General features: G+C 62.8%; 11 protein-coding genes and 2 pseudogenes. 8 read left to right on the top strand and 5 right to left on the bottom strand.

All coding sequences use genetic code 11. The features are described from left to right. Positions 1-225: 225 nt before the first annotated feature. From ACPQ6D_RS04770 to ACPQ6D_RS04780, 3 genes are read right to left on the bottom strand one after another with little or no spacing between them, the layout of a single operon-like run. Positions 226-1,026, bottom strand: a complete 801-nt coding sequence (locus tag ACPQ6D_RS04770; RefSeq protein WP_423223162.1) for a class I SAM-dependent methyltransferase — start codon at positions 1,024-1,026, stop codon at positions 226-228. A gap of 29 nt (positions 1,027-1,055) precedes the next feature. Further along, positions 1,056-3,530, bottom strand: coding sequence for a TolB-like translocation protein (locus ACPQ6D_RS04775; RefSeq protein WP_423223163.1), 2,475 nt, complete (start codon positions 3,528-3,530; stop codon positions 1,056-1,058). Positions 3,531-3,540: 10 nt separating this feature from the next. After that, the gene (locus ACPQ6D_RS04780; protein WP_423223164.1) at positions 3,541-5,103 is read right to left on the bottom strand and encodes a tetratricopeptide repeat protein; all 1,563 of its coding nucleotides are present in this window, start codon (positions 5,101-5,103) and stop codon (positions 3,541-3,543) included. 238 nt (positions 5,104-5,341) lie between these two features. Here ACPQ6D_RS04780 and ACPQ6D_RS04785 point away from each other — a divergent pair, with 238 nt between their 5' ends. From ACPQ6D_RS04785 to ACPQ6D_RS04805, 5 genes and pseudogenes are all read left to right on the top strand, one after another. Continuing rightward, positions 5,342-6,829, top strand: a complete 1,488-nt coding sequence (locus ACPQ6D_RS04785; protein WP_423223165.1) for a vWA domain-containing protein — start codon at positions 5,342-5,344, stop codon at positions 6,827-6,829. Positions 6,830-7,013: 184 nt separating this feature from the next. Next, positions 7,014-7,574: a hypothetical protein gene (locus ACPQ6D_RS04790; protein WP_423223166.1), complete on the top strand. Its 561-nt coding sequence runs from the start codon at positions 7,014-7,016 to the stop codon at positions 7,572-7,574. Between the two features lie 531 nt (positions 7,575-8,105). After that, entirely contained in the window at positions 8,106-8,519 is a 414-nt protein-coding gene (locus ACPQ6D_RS04795; protein WP_423223167.1) for a Na-translocating system protein MpsC family protein, read from the top strand. A gap of 195 nt (positions 8,520-8,714) precedes the next feature. Further along, positions 8,715-9,419 carry a DedA family protein gene (locus tag ACPQ6D_RS04800; RefSeq protein ID WP_423223168.1) on the top strand — a complete coding sequence of 235 codons (705 nt, stop codon included), beginning with the start codon at positions 8,715-8,717 and terminating at the stop codon, positions 9,417-9,419. A 3-nt stretch (positions 9,420-9,422) separates the two neighbouring features. Continuing rightward, positions 9,423-11,459 (top strand): annotated as a pseudogene (locus ACPQ6D_RS04805) (cation-translocating P-type ATPase); the annotation flags it as partial. A 29-nt stretch (positions 11,460-11,488) separates the two neighbouring features. Here the strand turns inward: ACPQ6D_RS04805 and ACPQ6D_RS04810 are convergent. Beyond that, positions 11,489-13,153: an IS66 family transposase gene (locus ACPQ6D_RS04810; RefSeq protein WP_423223169.1), complete on the bottom strand. Its 1,665-nt coding sequence runs from the start codon at positions 13,151-13,153 to the stop codon at positions 11,489-11,491. Positions 13,154-13,306: 153 nt separating this feature from the next. Here ACPQ6D_RS04810 and ACPQ6D_RS04815 point away from each other — a divergent pair. The 3 genes and pseudogenes from ACPQ6D_RS04815 to ACPQ6D_RS04825 form a co-directional block, all read left to right on the top strand. After that, positions 13,307-13,948 (top strand): annotated as a pseudogene (locus ACPQ6D_RS04815) (cation transporting ATPase C-terminal domain-containing protein); the annotation flags it as partial. An 85-nt stretch (positions 13,949-14,033) separates the two neighbouring features. Next, complete coding sequence (locus ACPQ6D_RS04820; RefSeq protein WP_423223170.1) at positions 14,034-14,462, top strand: Na-translocating system protein MpsC family protein; 429 nt, start codon at positions 14,034-14,036, stop codon at positions 14,460-14,462. Between the two features lie 107 nt (positions 14,463-14,569). Beyond that, on the top strand, positions 14,570-15,658 hold the full coding sequence (locus ACPQ6D_RS04825) for a calcium/sodium antiporter (RefSeq protein ID WP_423223171.1): 1,089 nt from the start codon (positions 14,570-14,572) through the stop codon (positions 15,656-15,658). 111 nt (positions 15,659-15,769) lie between these two features. Here ACPQ6D_RS04825 and ACPQ6D_RS04830 read toward each other — a convergent pair whose 3' ends face one another. After that, complete coding sequence (locus ACPQ6D_RS04830) at positions 15,770-17,008, bottom strand: ATP-binding protein (RefSeq protein ID WP_423223172.1); 1,239 nt, start codon at positions 17,006-17,008, stop codon at positions 15,770-15,772. Between the last annotated feature and the right edge of the window lie 21 nt (positions 17,009-17,029).

Here is a 17,029-nt window from a genome sequence, read left to right on the forward strand (position 1 = left end):
ATGGTGAATGTTATCCCGGTGCACGACCAACCGATCGCCGGCGCCGGGCAACCCGCCCAAGCGATGAGTCTTGGGCGCATCACCGGCAAGCATACGCAGGCAAAATGAACCTCAGATGAAAACGCCGCCTGCGCACATGACAGTTTGTTCAACTTCGCCGCCGCCATCCAGTGTTTCCTACGCTGGCACTCTGCCTTTTTGCACTCGGCCCTTTGCCCTTTGCGCTCAACGTTCCGCCTTGAGCGAAAACATCAGCGGCAGGCTGCCGTCGTGATCGGGCAGGCGCCACCAGTTGTCAGGGCCTTGCACCAGGCAGGGCAGCAGTTGTTCGGTGCAAAAGGCGAATTCGTGCAGGAATTCCAGGCGCAAACCGGCGCGCGTGAGCGCCGTGACGATTTCGCCCAGGCTGTGATTCCATTCGAAGCTGTGCGCCGTGGTCAGGGCGCGCTGGCTGTCGGGGCTGGCAATTTCCCAGGTCAGCGGCTCCGGTGTGATGAAGTAAGAGTAGGCCAGGCGCAGGTCCTTCACGCGCTGGGCATCCTCGCGGAAGACACGCGCCAGCGGGTGGAATTCGGCCAGATAAAAGAAGCCGCCGGGCTTGAGGTACGCGGCGATGATCTCGGCCCAGGTAGTCAGGTCAGGCAGCCAGCTCAACACGCCAAACGAGGCGAAGACGATGTCGAACGCGCCTGGCAAGAGGCCCGGCAGGTCATACAGATCGGCCGCGAGAAACGTGGCGGGCAGGTCCAGCTCGCGGCTCAGGCGCTGCGCCGCGGCGACGGCCGTGGTGGAAAAGTCCACGCCAGTGACCTGTGCGCCCAGCCGCGCCCAACTCAAGGATCCCAGACCAAGGTGACATTGGAGATGCAGCACGCGCTTGCCGGCCACCGGGCCAATCTCCGCTAGTTCCAGGCTAGTCAGGCCGTTGAGGTCTGCGGCGCCTGTCGCAGGTAGGTTAGCGACGGCCTGCGCGGCCAACTCATCCCACAGGCGGCGATTGCTCTCTTGAATGTTAGGCGGCGCCATGCTGCTCCTCCGCTTAGCCATGTCGTTGTTCAGTCCTGCCTCAAGCCGTTTCCGTCGAGGAGCCATGATTTGTCCTCGTCATCGAACAGCCTGATCACGTTGGGCGTCACCCACTCCAGACCGATGAAGGTGGGAGTCTCGGTTGTCAGCAGCACGGACTGGCTGAGGTCCGCGGCGTTGATCCTCACGACGTACGACTTGCCCGACGAATTCGGGTCGCAACGCGATGGAGCCAACAGGTAGGCCACGGCGGCTCGACTGAGCTCGCCGAAGTCCTGGCTGTCTGGCGACCAGGCGAGCGCCGCCAGCGCAACGTTGGGAGCGACCGTCGGCCAGCGACCCAGCTCGCTGCCGTCAATGTCCCACAGGACCAACTCCTGGTTCCGCCAGGCGGCGAATTTCGTCCCGTCCGGCGAGCGCGATCCGCCGCCCAGTTCCTGGATCGTACCCGATGCGACGTCCACGCGCCAGACTGGGGGCTGCCAATAACCGCAGCCGTCAGGAACGCCTTCCCTGGCCGTGGTGTAGTAGAAATAGCGGCTGTTGGGCGACCAAAACAGGCCATCCAATCCGTACGCGCCCAATCCACCGCAGTAGATCAACTGGCTGTCAACGATGGCTGATCCCGCGCCATCGCTGTGGGCAAGGCTGATTGTTTCGTAGGCGTTGGCGCCGCCAGCCTCCGTTGGCGCGCAATCGAACATCGCCAGATCCACGCGCCACTGCTTGTCGGGGGACGCGTACGACCTGGTCTTGGGCTGAGCGCTGGCCTGAACCGTGGCGACGGCGCTTATCTCACTCAGAATGCTATCCAGCAACTCGACGTCCACCTGGGACCTGTCGGCCGTTTCCAGCAGCCAACGCTCGACGCCTCGGCCGGCATCAACGCGGCACGTCCTTGTCCCTCCCAGTTCGTAGCAGACCGCGCCCTGAAAAATCTGGATCGTCTCCGGCATACCGTAGGGCGGCAGATTGAAATGCACCAGCAGCCCGCGATACCCCAGGCGACCCGGATAAGGCGCAGGCGCGCCTGGCGAGAGGCCCGCCAGGCGCGTGAGCAGTTGTTGGCGCTGTGCGTCGGGCAGGGACCAGATCGGATTGGGTCGGCCCGAGAAGACATCCAGCTCCACAAACGAGACCGTGTCCCGCAGCGGGTCGAGCGCCGGAGCCGGTGGGGAAAACCGCACGGATGCGCCGATCTGGCGGATGTGCGCGCGGTCGGCCGACACGATCAGGGTGCGATTGTGCTCGTAGGCCGTGGGATACTGCACGAAGAGCAGCGCCCCGCCATCCGGCGGCTGCTGGTCATCCGAAGGCAGAATCAGGCAGGCCGGCTGTCCATCTACTTGCAGATGCTCCAAATTGGGATGGCTGCCGAAGCGCTGCTGGGGGTTTTTGTCTGTGCGGGTATTGCTTTCGATCTCCAGCGCGCATACCGTCTCGACGGTGTCCGCCACCATGTAGGCGGAGGTGAGGCCGAAAAACCCGTCTGCCCCGCGGAACAGCGCCGTATCATCCGGGTTGGCAGCGCGCCAGATCGCAGGATACGCCACGGTGACGCTGAACTGCTCACTCACATAAATTTGCGTGGCCGCCGGCGGCGCGCCGCTGGCCGTCGTCGGCGTCAATTTTCCCGTGTCGAGTGCGAGCTGCCAGATGCTCTCATCGCGGCTGCGCAGCAGCACCCGGTTTGCCTCCGGCCAGGCGATGGGCTGATAATACGCTGGGCCATCGTTCACGATTGTCTGCGTCCACGCAGGCGAATCGGCCCGCACCAACAAAAAGCGCCAGCCGGCCAATACGCCCTGCGCGTCGGTAAGCGCAGCCTGCATGGAAAACACCACTGCATCGCCCCGCGGCGACCAGACGAGGTCGCTGGCGAGCTGTGCGGCCTCGCTCCACTGGCTCTTGACCTCCTGGCCGGTCTGCAGGTCGCGCACGATGAGTCCCGGCCATCCGGCGCACTCCACATAGGCCAGCCGGGCTTCGTCCGGCGAGAGCGCCAGCGCGTAGAGCCGCCCCTTCCCCAGCAGCACCTCGGTCACAGCGCCATCGGCCAGGTTGAGCTTGAGCAGGCCTGATCCATTCATCATGCATTCGTGATCCGCGCTGGGAACAATCAGCATGGTCAAGGACTGGCCGTCGGCGGACCAGCGATAGGGCCGCAGCTCGCCTTTGTCCCAGCCAAACCGCTGGTCATCGAACGTCGCCTTCCATGCGACCGCGCCATCCTGCCGCGTCACGTGCAGGCTCATGTCGCTCTCCGACCAACCCGCCTTCCATTCCCCATCCGGAGAAGCGGAGATATCCACGGCCAGCTCTTGCACCGGCGCCGCCGTTGGCGTTGACAGATCAGGCGCAGGCGTTGCGGGCGGCGACACCGCCTGGCAGGCGAGGAGAAGCAGCGGCAGCAGGCAGCCAGAAAGCAGCTGCGGCGCATACCGCCTCACGAAATCGGCTGCAGGCCATTGTGTGGCTGCGAGCGGCACAGCTTTGCGCATCATGAGGATCCTTTTACTCCTTTCGCAGGCGAGCGCGCACCGTGTCGTCGAAAGGGTTTTGCCCGGCCCGCGCCGCGGCCAACCAGGCGCGGTGGGTCGTTTCCAGCGCGTTGCGGTCGGCGAATGCTTGACCGGTTGGCCAACTCAAGAACGCCTGTAGGTCTTCCACAGTTCCCGGCCAATTGCCCTGGCTGGCCCGCGCCAGGGCGCGGCCGTCGAAAGCCACTGGCGAGGTCTTCTGCTGGATGGCGCGGTCGCAATAAGGCAGGGCCAGGCTGGGCTGATTGTCGAGCGCCCAGGCCCAGCAGAGCGCGGTCAGACCGCGGGCGTCGTCGGGCTGCTGCGCCAGCAGGGCGTTGAAATCGGCCTGCCACTGCGCCGGACGATCGAGGCGCACATAGGCCAGCCCGCGATTGAGCAGGGCTGCGCCGCTGGCGGGCGTCAGGGCCAGGGTCTGCGAGTAGAAGGCGATGGCTGCGGGCAGATCAGCGGGGCGGCTGCGTTGACTGACATAACCGGATAGAAACGCCAGGGTGGCGGCGGCCTCCTGCTCGCTCGGCGCCTGCGCCGCGGCCTGGCTGAACGCAGAAGCGGCCTGATCCCAGGCGCCCTGCTGGCTGGACAGGAGTCCCAGGGTCAGCAGAGCCAGGCTGCGCACCTCGTTCGGGCGGCTGGCGTGGATGGGAAAGGAGAGGGACGCGGGCGCGGCCAGCAGGGAATCGAGAAGCGAGGCGGTCGGCGGCGCGTCCGCGGTCAGGATGACATAGTGAGCCGCCTGCAGGTCATCAGGGAAACCGGCTTCGGCGTCGCTGAAGCTGTCCTGACGCCAGAGAAGAAGGCTGGCTCGACTGCGGGCGCGCGCGGCCGCCGCGCTGTCGAAATTCGGCAGGACGACCGGCAGTTCGCGCAGCTCGGTCGTCGCGCCAAGACGCGCGGCTTGCAGTTCACGCTGCAGAGCGGCTTGCGCGGCTGCGGCGGCTTGGGATCCTTCGATTGCCAAGGCAAAGGTCTCACGCGACGCCAGCAAAATCAACGCTTGACCAGGGCGCGCGGTCGGAAGAGGCTTGACGGCGCCCCGCATCTGCTGCGTCCACAGCGCTCCGATGAGGAGTAAAGAGAGAAAACCAATCAGCGCCGGCCACAGGCCGCGGCGCAAGAAGGGACGCGCCGGCGCAGGCGGGACGGTCGCCGCGACCGGTTCCGCGGCGATGGCCGGTTGATCTGGGGCGACAGACGGCATAGGCGGCGCAGGCACGGCGGCCGCGGACACGGGCGTGGGGTCGGTTGCGCCCGTCACGTCGCGGACTGTGACCGCATCGCCAACCGGCGGTCGTGGCGGCGCGGCGGTTGCCGGGGCAAAGCCGGCTGCCAGCAGCAGCGCATCACTCTCCTCTCGCGAGAGGCGCAATTTGACCGCGCAGCGCACCACGTCATCGCGCTGGCGCGGCCGTTCGCTCAGTCCTTCCTTCCAGCGAAAAACCGTCTGGCGGCGCACACCGATGGCTCGCGCCAGTTCGCTATCGCTGATGCCGGTGCGCGCCGTGTATTGCGTTAGAAGTTCAGCAAATGTGGTCATGCGTGCTGACTGAGGCGCTGATCGCCCGCGATGTCGTCGTAGTCGGTCTTATTCTGTGTGTTACACCCAATGTGACACAGCGCAGAGCGCAAATGGTACACAATTGGCCCTTGAAATTGCCGGGGTTGGGCTTATAATCGTCCATAGAACGATTGGTCGAACGAAAGGTCACACTCGTCCAACCGATTATACCTGAAAGCCAGCGCGAGAATAAATCTTCTACGAAGGAGTGAGCATCATGTGGTCCAAGAAATCTGTGTTGGGTGGCCTGCTGTTGATCGGCGTGCTTCTGCTGCTGAGTTCATGCGGGGGATCGGTGCCTGACAGCGCGAAGGCGCGCAGTCGTGATGTGATTCAATCTGGCGGCATTGCGCCGGCCGAGGAACTGCGCGTGGCGGAGTATCTCAATTATTACGAGCAGCACTTTGCCGCGCCTGTCAACACCGCGCTGGGGCTTGACCTGCGCCTGGGGAATGGGTGGATGCCGACTCAGGGGGGCGAGGCCTGGCTGCAGGTGGGCATTCAAGCGCGCAGCGAGGCCAACGAGGCCATTGCGCCGCTCAACCTGGCGCTGGTGATTGATTGCAGCGGCTCGATGAGCGCGGCCGAGAAGATGCCGTATGTCAAAGAATCGCTGCGCGCCTTCTTGCGCAGCCTGGCATCCAACGATCGGGTTGCCATCGTGACCTACAGCGATAACGCCGAGCTGCTCGTGCCATCGCAGAGGGTGGGCGACGGCGCCTGGATCGAGCGGGCCGTTGAGCGCCTGACCACCAACGGCAATACGAACCTGTATGCTGGCCTGATGGCGGGTTTCAAGGAGGTGGAGCATAATTTCGATGTCCGCCGTAACAACCGGGTCATCCTGCTGACCGACGGCATCGCCAACAACGGCGTGACCGATTCCAACCAGATTGCCGCGGATGCGCGTGCTTTCAATGACCGCGGCATCTATTTGTCCACGATTGGCTTGGGGCATGACTTCAATGACGCCCTGCTCAGTCAATTGGCTCACCAGGGCAAGGGCGGCTATCACTTCATTGATTCAGCCGCCGAGATGGACAAAGTCTTCCGCGAGGAAGCGTCCGGTCTGATGCAGAAAGTAGCCGCTGACGTCTCCATTCTCTTGCAGCCCCAGGCCGGCGTGCGCGTCGTCAGCGTGACCGGATTCGACGGTGCGCCGCCCGCCGGACCGCTGGAGGTGCGGGCGCGTGACATGGGTACGGGCGATAGCCAGGTGATCGTGGTGCGCCTGGAAGTGGCGCCTGATCGGCGCGGGGCGCGGCCGTTGATGGATGTGACCCTGCGCTATCGCGATCTGTTTGCGCAGCGCGACGAGGCGTTGGCGGCCCAGGCCACGGTGGACGCCGCCAACATCACAGGCTATGACCCCTTGTGGGACCTGGAAGTGCTGCGCAACGTCACCATTCAGCGCACGGCGGAGGGGCTGCGGGAGATCGCCCGCTTGTATCAGTCACAGCGCTACGAAGCGGCCTGGGACCTGGCCTTTCGCCTGGAGCAGGCGCTGCGCCAGGTAGCCAGCATGACCGGCGAGGCGCAGATGATCCAAGACGCCGATTTGATGCGCACCTATCAAGACACCCTGGCGCGCTGGGTGCAGCAGCAAACGGGCCGCCTGCCGCAGCCCGTCGCGCCTGAACGCCCGTCACGCGGCCGCGAGGCCACGCCTTTGCCCGACACGGCGCCGACCATCGAGATTCGTTAGCCGCCGCAAAGAAGAGGAGAAGCAGGGGGACATTCATTACATGCTGCAAGCGGGAATAGGCTTCACTTGTCCGCCTAAGGAAACAGGCGCAACTCGTGCCCGCTTGCAGCATACTTGACCAGAATTTGTCCTCTGGCGCGTGCAGATGTAGAATTAAGTTGCCTGATATCTAGGAAGGCACAGCATGAAACGCTTTTTTGTAATCGGTAATAATCTGTTGCTCCTATTGGTATTGGGAATATGCAGTGTGGCACTTGTCTTTATGTTAATTGGGAAAGGACTGCTGCCAGAACCTGGTTTCTTTCAATCTGCGATTCCAACTTCAACGTTCATCCCAGTAGTTCTGCCCACACGCACGCCAACTACACTGCCTACATTTACACTACCGCCTCCACCAACGAAGATACCGCCCGACTTCGTTCCCGCTTACACCGGCACGCCGCCAACCGTCACCCCACGTCCTGATGAAACAAGATCGTCGGTTTTCATCTCCACACCTACCCCATTTCCAATATCAAAGGTTACTGACCTGGCAGTGGATTTGCCGGATGAGATGAAGTCAGTGTGCATCATCAAGCGCGTTGATGGATCATATGAGAAATTCTTGATTCCCGGCCCTTACACTGGCGATGTCAGGGTATTGATGAGACTAGCCCCTGATGATGTAATCATCAATCATTACCCTCTCATCGCACATCCGTCCACACCGGTGGTCACTCCTTTACCTTGTGGAGGCAAGTGTTAGCGAGGTATCTTGTGCCCACGCCGCGGCATCGCCTGGATGGCGCGGAAGTCGGCGCGGAGCTGCGCCAGTTCGCTCTCGTTGATTGGGTGGTCGCCATCGTAAACGCGCATGGTGGCCAGGGTCAGGCGCTACAAGGCGACGTCCTGGCCGGGAAAGGCATGCCAAAACAGCGGCAGGCAATCGTTCAGTGTCACAGTAGAGTTAACCGGGTTGCACCATAGGCTTTCGCCAGGGTGATTGCCTTGTCCAAGTGAAAGAGGCCGACCAGCTGCTCGAACAGCCATTCCAAGGTCGGCGCTGGACGGCAAAGAGCGCATCCAGCACGAAGCGGAAGATGTGGCCGAGAAAGACCCACAGCGGCCCCAGCCAGCGGATGAGGGCCAGAATTCCCGGCCTGTCAGCAAACCCCATGGCAAGGGACGCAACGTCGCCAACGCCAATCTTCGCTGCCTGGTTTGGCGACCACTGACTGTCGCAGTATAATCATGACGCCAGGTAGTACTGCCCAGACTCACATTGAGGTCTCAGACCATGGTCGAATCCACGCGCGGCGAAATCGAAGCGGCGCTCGCTGATGCCATCACCCAGTTCGAGAAAGAGCAAATGGGTCGCGGCCCCGTAGAGACGCGCGTCTACATCATCGAGGACATGATCCTTGTGCGTTTGCGCGGCGTGCTGACGCCTGCAGAAGTCCAGTTGGCGCAGAACCCTGATGGGCACGCGCTCATCAAACAGCTGAGGCGCCAACTCCTCGAAGGTTCGCGACCGCTCCTGGAGGAAATCGTCCAGCAGACGACGGGCGGCCGCGTGGTCAGCCTGCACACCGACATCAGCGTCAGGACCAGCGAGCGGGTGATTGTATTTACCCTGACCCAAAACCTGGAAGAGCGCTTTGGCCGGGGCAAACGGGAGAAAGTTCGCAAGAATCAGTCGTGGAGTACTTGACGATCGCACCCGTCTCTGCTATACTGACAGCAATAACAATATAGCTTTTCGTCGGTGGACGGAACAAAGAGTTCCTTGTAGTTATAGAGAACTGGTTGTTCGGTAGGCCGGCATCTTTTCCTTAAGGGAAAAGGTGTCGGCTTTTTTGTTTTGGCGTTGCGGAATGAGCGACTTGGGCCAAAATGAGGAGATGACTTGATCGCGGAATTAGAAACTCAAATCGTCGCTGCGCTCCAAACCCTATTCGACCGTTTTGGCTGGTTCGGCGTGGCCGGACTAATGGCCTTCGAAAACGCGACCGGCATCACGCCCAGCGAGATCGTCCTCGGGTTAGCCGGCTGGCTGTTACTGGCGGCGAAGAATGCAGGGTTTGGCATGGTTTTCGTCGGCGCGCTCTATGCCGCGTTGGGCAGCACGGCTGGCGCATCCGTCACCTATTGGCTGGCGCGCCTGGGCGGGCGACCCGTGGTTGACCATACGGCGCGCTGGTTGCGCATCACCCCGTATCACATCACGCGCGCCGAGGCTCAGTTTCGGCGTTGGGGCCCTGGCGTGGTGCTCTTTGGGCGCCTCGTGCCAGGGGTGCGAACGTGGGTGACGGTTCCCGCCGGCCTGGCGCGCATGTCCTACCTGCAATTCGTTGTGTTTACCTTTGCGGGCGCTTACGTATGGAGCGCGCTGCTTATCGGCGTCGGTTATGAACTGGGGCACGCCTGGTGGCGTATGCGTGATTTTGCCCAGCAATTCGCTCCCTGGTTCCTGGCTGGGCTGCTGGCCGTGGGGCTTCTCGGGTTGATGGCGCGCTGGCTGGCGGCCCAACGGCAGAGGCGTTCGGCTCTCGTGCCGGTAACAAATGAAGACGAAAAAGAAGCTCATTGTCACTTGACCATGAAGGACTGAAGCATGAATCCACAACCTACCTGGCATGTCCTGACGACTGATCAGGTCTTTGCCCATCTGAATACCGGCTCTGCCGGATTGACCAGCGCAGAAGCGGCGCAGCGGCTGGCTGAGCACGGCCCCAATGAGCTGCGCGCGGCCGGCCGCGTCTCGCCGTGGACCGTGCTGCTCGGCCAGTTCAAGAACGTGCTCATCGTGATCCTGCTCGTGGCCACAACGCTCTCGGCCGTGCTCGGGCACGGCGTCGAGGCCATCGCCATCGCCGTCATTGTGCTGTTGGCCGTGCTCTTGGGTTTTACCCAGGAATACCGCGCCGAGCGCGCGATCGAAGCGCTGCGACGCATGGCCGCGCTCACCGCAACCGTGCTCCGGGACGGCGAGGAGGTGGAAATCCCGGCGCGCGGCCTGGCGCCCGGCGATGTCATTCGGCTGCAAGCAGGCGACGTCGTGCCGGCGGATGCGCGCCTGGTAGAGTCGGTCAACCTGCAGATCGAGGAGGCTGCGCTCACCGGCGAGTCGGTCCCGGTGGAAAAGCACACTGCGCCGCTGGCCAACGAGAAGTTGGCGCTCGGCGACCGCAAGAACCTGGCCTATTCCGGCACGGTGGCCACCTATGGCCGGGGGCTGGCCGTAGTGATCGCCACCGGCATGAACACCGAATTCGGCAAGATCACCGGCATGCTGCAATCGGTGGAGACCGGCAAGACGCCGCTGCAAGAAAACCTCGACCGGATGGGCAAGTCGTTGGCCAAAGCCGCCCTGGTCATCGTGGCGCTCATCGTCGTTGCGGGTCTGCTGCGCGGCCAGTCCTTCATCGAGATGTTCATCTTCGGCATCGCGCTGGCCGTCGCCGTGGTCCCAGAGGCGCTGCCGGCCGTGGTGACGATCTCGCTGGCCCTCGGAGTCCAGCGCATGGTCAAGCGGAACGCCCTGGTGCGCCGCCTGCCGGTCGTCGAGGCCCTGGGCAGCACCACGGTGATCTGCTCGGACAAGACCGGCACCTTGACCCGGGATGAGATGACCGTCCGCAAGATCTTCGTGGCCGGCCGGCTGGTGGATGTCTCCGGCGCGGGCTATGAGCCGCACGGCGCATTTGCCCAGGATGGCTCCCCCGTCACCCCGTCCGGGCCGCTGCTGGAACTGCTGCGCGGGGCCGCGCTGGCTTCCGATGCCCGGCTGGTCGAGAAGGACGGTCACTGGGACATCAAAGGCGACCCGACAGAGGGCGCGCTGGTGGTGGCCGCGGTCAAGGGCGGACTGCAGCGAGCAGACCTGGAAGCCGAATTCCCACGGGTGAACGAAATTCCCTTCACCTCCGAGACCAAGCGCATGACGACCTTGCATGCGACCGCGGACGGCCCGGTGGCCTATGCCAAGGGCGCGGCCGAGGTCATCCTTGACGCCTGTACACAGCGGTTGACCGAAGACGGCGCACAACCGCTCGACGCCGCGTCCCGCGAGGAGATCCTGGCACAGGCGCGGCAGATGGCCGGCACGGCGCTGCGCGTGTTGGGCATCGCTGCCAAGCCCGGCGCGTCGATCGAGGATGCTGAACGCGAGATGACCTTCCTGGGGTTGATCGGCATGATTGACCCGCCCCGCGCCGAAGCCAAGGCGGCCATTCAGGCATGCGAGTTGGCCGGCATCAAGGTGGCGATGATCACGGGCGACCACCCGCTGACCGCGCAGGCGGTGGCGAGTGAATTGGGCCTGCTCAAGACCGGACGCAGCGTGACCGGCGCGGAGCTGGAGGCGATGAGCGAGGCCGAATTCGAGCGTGACGTGGAAGGGATCGAGGTCTACGCGCGCGTTTCGCCGGCGCATAAACTACGTGTGGTGACGGCTCTGCAAGGACATGGGCACATCGTCGCGATGACCGGCGACGGGGTGAACGATGCGCCCGCGCTCAAGAAGGCGGACATCGGCATCGCTATGGGCATCACCGGGACGGACGTCAGCAAGGAAGCCGCGGCCATGACCCTCACCGACGATAACTTCGCCTCCATCGTCGCCGCGGTGGAAGAGGGGCGCGGCATTTTCGTATCTTCTCAATAATCCGGGGTAACCAGTTATGTTGGTTCCCAGGAAGCGCCGAGTGACAGTTCGATGGCGCGCTGCGTGATGAGGTCGGCGAGATCAGGCATCTGGCAGGCGCCAGACACGCGATCATGGATGTAGCGATAGATGCTGACGCCCAGCTTCTTGGCTGTGGCCGTCAGAGTCATAAAGGTATCCCAAGCGTTGGCGCCATCGTGCGTACGCGGGCCAAAGCTGACATCACGTTTGCGCACGCGCTGGCGGGCACCCAGTTCGGCCGGGTTGTTGTGCAGCGGGATTTCGGGATGGTCGAGGACCAGCAAGAGGTTGGTCTTCTTGAACTTGGTCTTTTCAATGCGCTCATCCAAGGCTCGGTAGCCAGTCACCGTGGCGAACAAGGTATCGAACTTGGTCTCGAGTCGCGCTTTCTCGTCTGTGCTGGGCTGCTGACGGTAGGTCAGCAGTTCGTCGTAGTATTTCCAGAACTGCTTGGTAAACTCGGTCAAGAGGTTGCGGAACGGCGGACTGCTCGGGTCAAGTTTCTTGTAGTGGCGGCCTTCGTGAATCCAACACAGCGCCAGTTGCTCAGTCACCCAGTTGAATTGGGGAGCGTCATCGCACAGCAGGAGTTTGACGACCGGGAACTCCAATTGGGCATGGTAGGAGGCAACGGTCGCCGCTTCCAAGATGTGCGACCGCTGCTGCGGCCCCAGGGCCGGCAGACGTTCGTCCAACAGAGCTTTGAACTCGGCTTCACTCAAGTCCTGGTCTTGCGGCAGACCTTGTACGATGCGTACGGTGCGCTGCGCCAAGCCGAACACGTACAGAAAACTGATGGCTTCGGCATTGACCCGGAAGGTACGGACGTGCAGATTACGCAGTACGTCCACAATGGTCAGCCGGTCTTTGTGGGCCGTCGTGAAGTACGCCGTATACAGCGGATTACATACCACATGACAATGCTCATTCTGGCCATTGACCCGCGTTGCCGTATCGTCCAGGTGTTGCCACGGGCTGCTGCGCAGTCCCGCTTCGTAGATGGCAGCCTTCTCGGCGTGCAGGTCCGGCCAGTCTTTGATCAGCCAGTTCGACAACTCACCCGCCGACAGTTGGATACCAACATTGGCGAAGAACTCCAGGATCTTCGGCTCGGCCACGTTGCAGGCGAAATACTGCACCAACGCCAGCGCTTTGATCCCCGGCCCAAACTGTCCTGTGTAGCCCGGCGGCAGTGCCGCCAGATACACCCGGCGCTCGCTCGGTGAGTAGTACTTCTCTTTGTGGTACAGCACGTTGTCGGTGTGGATGACCACATCCTGCACAACGCTGTCTTCGTAACCCTTGAACTCCGCATCGGCAGGCAGTTGCGTCTTATCAACCGTCAGCACTTCTTCGCGATCAATCGTGATCTTGGCCAGCTTGCTGCCCTTCTGCCATGCCTGTGGCTTGCGCCGCTCGGCCTCTGACGAGTGGTTCTTATCTGCCCCAGGCGTCTTGCCACGCCGATTGGGCTTGATATCCGGCTTGCCTTGTTCACCCTTCAGGTGGTTGTTCTCGTCGCGCAGTCGCTGCACCTCGGCTTGCAACTGGCGCACCGTCGCCTGCAGATCCTCAACCAAGTTCAGCAACCCAACGATGGCACGCTTGGCCTGCGCTACATCCTCGAGCTGATCCAGATCAAGCTGTTCGAACAACATAATCCCTCACCACCTGCACGGGTCAGACTATTCAGCTTCACGGCACCCGGCACAACGACTCGCAGTATAGCACGACTGACAGCCGCTTGTCTATGATCATTGTCCTTGACACCGGGCTCAGTTCACTCCCCCCGGTTTATTGAGAAGATACGCATTTTCGGCAACATCAAGAAATATCTGATGTACCTGCTCTCGTCGAACATCGGCGAGATCGGCCTCATGGCCGGCGCCACCCTGGCGGGCCTGCCGCTGCCGCTGACCGCTGTGCAGCTCCTGTACGTCAATCTCGTCACCGACGGCCTGCCGGCGCTCGCCCTCGCGGTGGACCCGCCTGAGCGGGACCTGATGCAGCGCAAGCCGCGCGACCCGCGCACAGGCATCTTCACCCGGCCGGTGGTGTCGCTGATGACCGTGGGCGGGCTGTGGTCAACGACTGCCAACCTGGGCGTGTTCATCTGGGCGCTGAACTCCGGCCGCAGCGTGGCCGAAGCGATGACCATGACTTTCGTCTCGCTCGTGCTCATCCAGTTCTTCAAAGCCTACAACTATCGCTCGGATCGCAACTCCGTGTTGGATCGGCCCTTTGCCAACAAGTGGCTGAACCTGGCCATCGTCTCGCAGTTGGCGCTGTTGGCCCTGGTCATCTACTGGCAGCCTCTGCACGATGTGTTCGGCACCTTCTACCTAACGCTGGAAGATTGGTTGATCGTAACAGCCGTGGCGTTCACGGTCTCGCCGGTGCTGGAGCTGGCAAAGTGGATGGTGCGGCGCGGCTGGTTTGGGAAGATGAGTTGATCACTCGTACGAAGTCCGAGGCCGCCGATCAGCGGAACGTCAGCAGAAATGCGGCGATCCCAGCAACTACAAGTGGAGGTCATTGATGGCCGATGCGAATGGGGTGCAACAGCACGAGATGGCCCTGGCGGCGAGACTGCGCCTGCTCTGGGAGCAAGCGCACGGCGCGCCCGCCGGCGAGGTGCACGTGCTCATCGGACCCGACAGTGTGGCTGCTTGGCTCGATGACGTATTGAGCCTGGCCGAGCGGGCGGTGATCAAACGCGCGGATGGTCAACACTTGATGGAGCGCTATGCCGAACAGTTGTTGGCGGTCATCCAGCCTGAGCTGCAGGCGCACGTCGAAGCCGTGGCGGGGCGAAACGTGGTTTCCGGCAGCATTCGCGCCGATGTGGACACGGGGCGCGTGGTATGCTTCTTTCTCCTGGGCGAGCCGTTGGCGCCGCTACCCGTTCCCGGGGCCGATAGTCTCCCATCAGGAGGTTGCGATGCCCGCGCAGACTCTGACCGCTGAGGTCGTTTCGGTGCCGCGCTGGTCTGATGGTACAATTCAGTTACAAACAAGACGCTGAGGCGGGAGAAAGACGGCCATCCGATCGCGGACGCACATGAGGAGGACGCGTGCCACTACTCTTCTTCTTCGTTGGGTTGGCGCTGTTGATCGTCGGCGCCGAGGTGCTGGTGCGCGGGGCCACACGCCTGGGCGCCGCCTTTGGCATGCCCCCGATCGTGATCGGGCTGACCATCGTGGCCTTTGGCACCAGCGCGCCCGAGGTCGCGGTCGCCGTGCAAGCGGTTCTCGCCGGACAGCCGGACCTGGCGGTGGGTAACGTGGTAGGCAGCAACATCGCTAACATCCTGTTCGTGCTCGGCCTCGCCGCGCTGGCCACGCCGCTGATCGTGACCCAACGGCTCGTGCAGATTGACGTGCCGCTGGTGATTGGCGCGTCGTTCCTCATGTTATTCATGGCGCTGGACGGCGCAATCAGCCGGCTGGATGGCCTGGTGCTGTTGGCAGGCGGCGCGGCCTACACAATCTGGACGGTTAGCCAGAGTCGTGATCCGACGCAAGCGGTCCGCGCTGAATACGCGGGAGAATTCGGGGCGATCCGGGCTGGGCCAGGCACGTGGCTCGTTTCGGGTGCGCAGGTGCTGGCGGGGGTGGGGCTGTTGGCGCTGGGCGCTCACTGGCTGGTGCTCGGCGCCGTGAGTATTACCACGGCCCTCGGCGTGAGTGAGCTGGTCATCGGGTTAACGGTGGTCGCGGTCGGCACATCCATGCCGGAAGCCGTCACGTCAGTCGTGGCCGCCTTGCGCGGCGAGCGCAACATCGCGGTGGGGAGTATCGTCGGCAGCAACCTGCTCAATATCTTCTGGGTCTTGGGTCTCGCCAGCACAATCGCGTCCGGCGGCGTGTCCGTATCCCCGGCCGCCCTGCGTCTCGACATCCCGGTCATGATCGCGGTGGCCATCGCGTGCATGCCGATGTTTCTCCGTGGGAACGTGATTGCTCGCTGGGAAGGAGCATTCTTCCTCGGCTACTTCGTGGCCTATACGGCCTATCTCATCCTGGATGCTTCACAGCACCGCGTGCTCCCAGCTTTCAGCGCCGTGATGCTGGAATTTGTCCTGCCGTTGACAGCCGTGACGCTCGTGGTCATTTTGGTAGGTGCGGTGCGCGCAGCGCGCGCACCGCGAAGGAACCCTTAGCCTTGTTCGGATAGGCGCTTGGTTTCTGAAACCAATCATGCCACAGCTTGAAGCACATGTCAACAGCATGACATTCCGGATCTGCACCCTTCTTCGGGCGCCTGGCATCGCCTATGATGATAGCAGCCATTCAGCCAGGGAGCGGACTTCGATCGTGAGGCCGTTTGTCTCTATCGGCTCCGCATTGGCATCCGTCAGGATCAGCCCGTGCGTCAAGCCCAGGCCGCGCGTGGCAGCGGTCAAGGCGCGCAGCTCGCGCTCGCGGGTGGCTGGCTGCGCCAGGTTCTGGCTGACCTGGATCAACTCGCGGGTTTCCGGCAGATAGAAGTCCACCTCGAACCCTGCCGGCGACGTGTAGTAGTAGACCTCCGGCGTCCGCCGCCGGAGCGCCAGAAAGGCCAGGTTTTCCAGCAGTTTCCCCGTGTTGGGCGAGAAAGCAAAGCCTACCGCGCTCGCCAGGCCGGTGTCAATGGCATAGACCTTTTTCGGCGCCACCTGTTGGCGCTTGACCGAAAAGTCGTAGACGTTGGCCGTGAAGATCAGCCAACTGTTCTCCAGGTATTCGACGTAGTTCTTGACGGTGTTGACGCTGCCGAGCCGGAGCTGCTCCTTGAGCTTGTTGAACGACACCAGGCCCGCCGGGTTGCTCATCAGATAGAAGGCCAGCTCCTTGAGCGCGCGCACCTCCTCGATCCGGTGGCGCGTCGCGATGTCCCGGTAAAGCACATCGTCGTAGAGGGTGCGCGCCAACGGCAGCTCGGGGTACTTGAGCGGTTCTGGGATCCCGCCCAGGCGCAGGTACTCGCCCAGGTAACCCTGCAGGCGCGCCCCGTCTATCGTGGTCAGGCGGGTCAGGTCGGGCACGGCGTAACCCCGAAAACGCAGGAACTCGGCGAACGAGAAGGGGAATAGCTCGATCGGCACATAGCGTCCCGTCAGGCGGCTGCCCAGTTCGCGGCTGAGCAGCGAAGCGTTGGAGCCGGTGATGTAGAACTTGAGCCCCATCTCCATGAAGCGGCGGACGAAGTGCTCCCAGCCGGGCACGTTCTGGATCTCGTCTATCACGAAGACGCCGCGCTCGCCGAACAGCTCCACCAGCAGCGCGTACAGATCGTTCGCATCATCGGCCGCGAAGCCCAGGAAGCGTTCGTCCTCGAAGTTGATGTAGTAGAACCTGTCCTCGCCTAGGCGGTGGGCCAATTGCGCCAGCAGGGTTGACTTGCCAGCCCGCCGCAGGCCGGAGATGATAACCGCATGCGGCAGCGGCGCCGCGCGCTCAAGCTCGCCTAACTGCGCCCGTTCGATGCCGGTGTCGCGGCGCCAGAAGGCATCGAACTGTTCCAGCAGCATAGCCCGAACCTGGTCCCTAGA

This window comes from Candidatus Amarolinea aalborgensis (assembly GCF_900491745.1).
Lineage (GTDB): Bacteria > Chloroflexota > Anaerolineae > SSC4 > Amarolineaceae > Amarolinea > Amarolinea aalborgensis.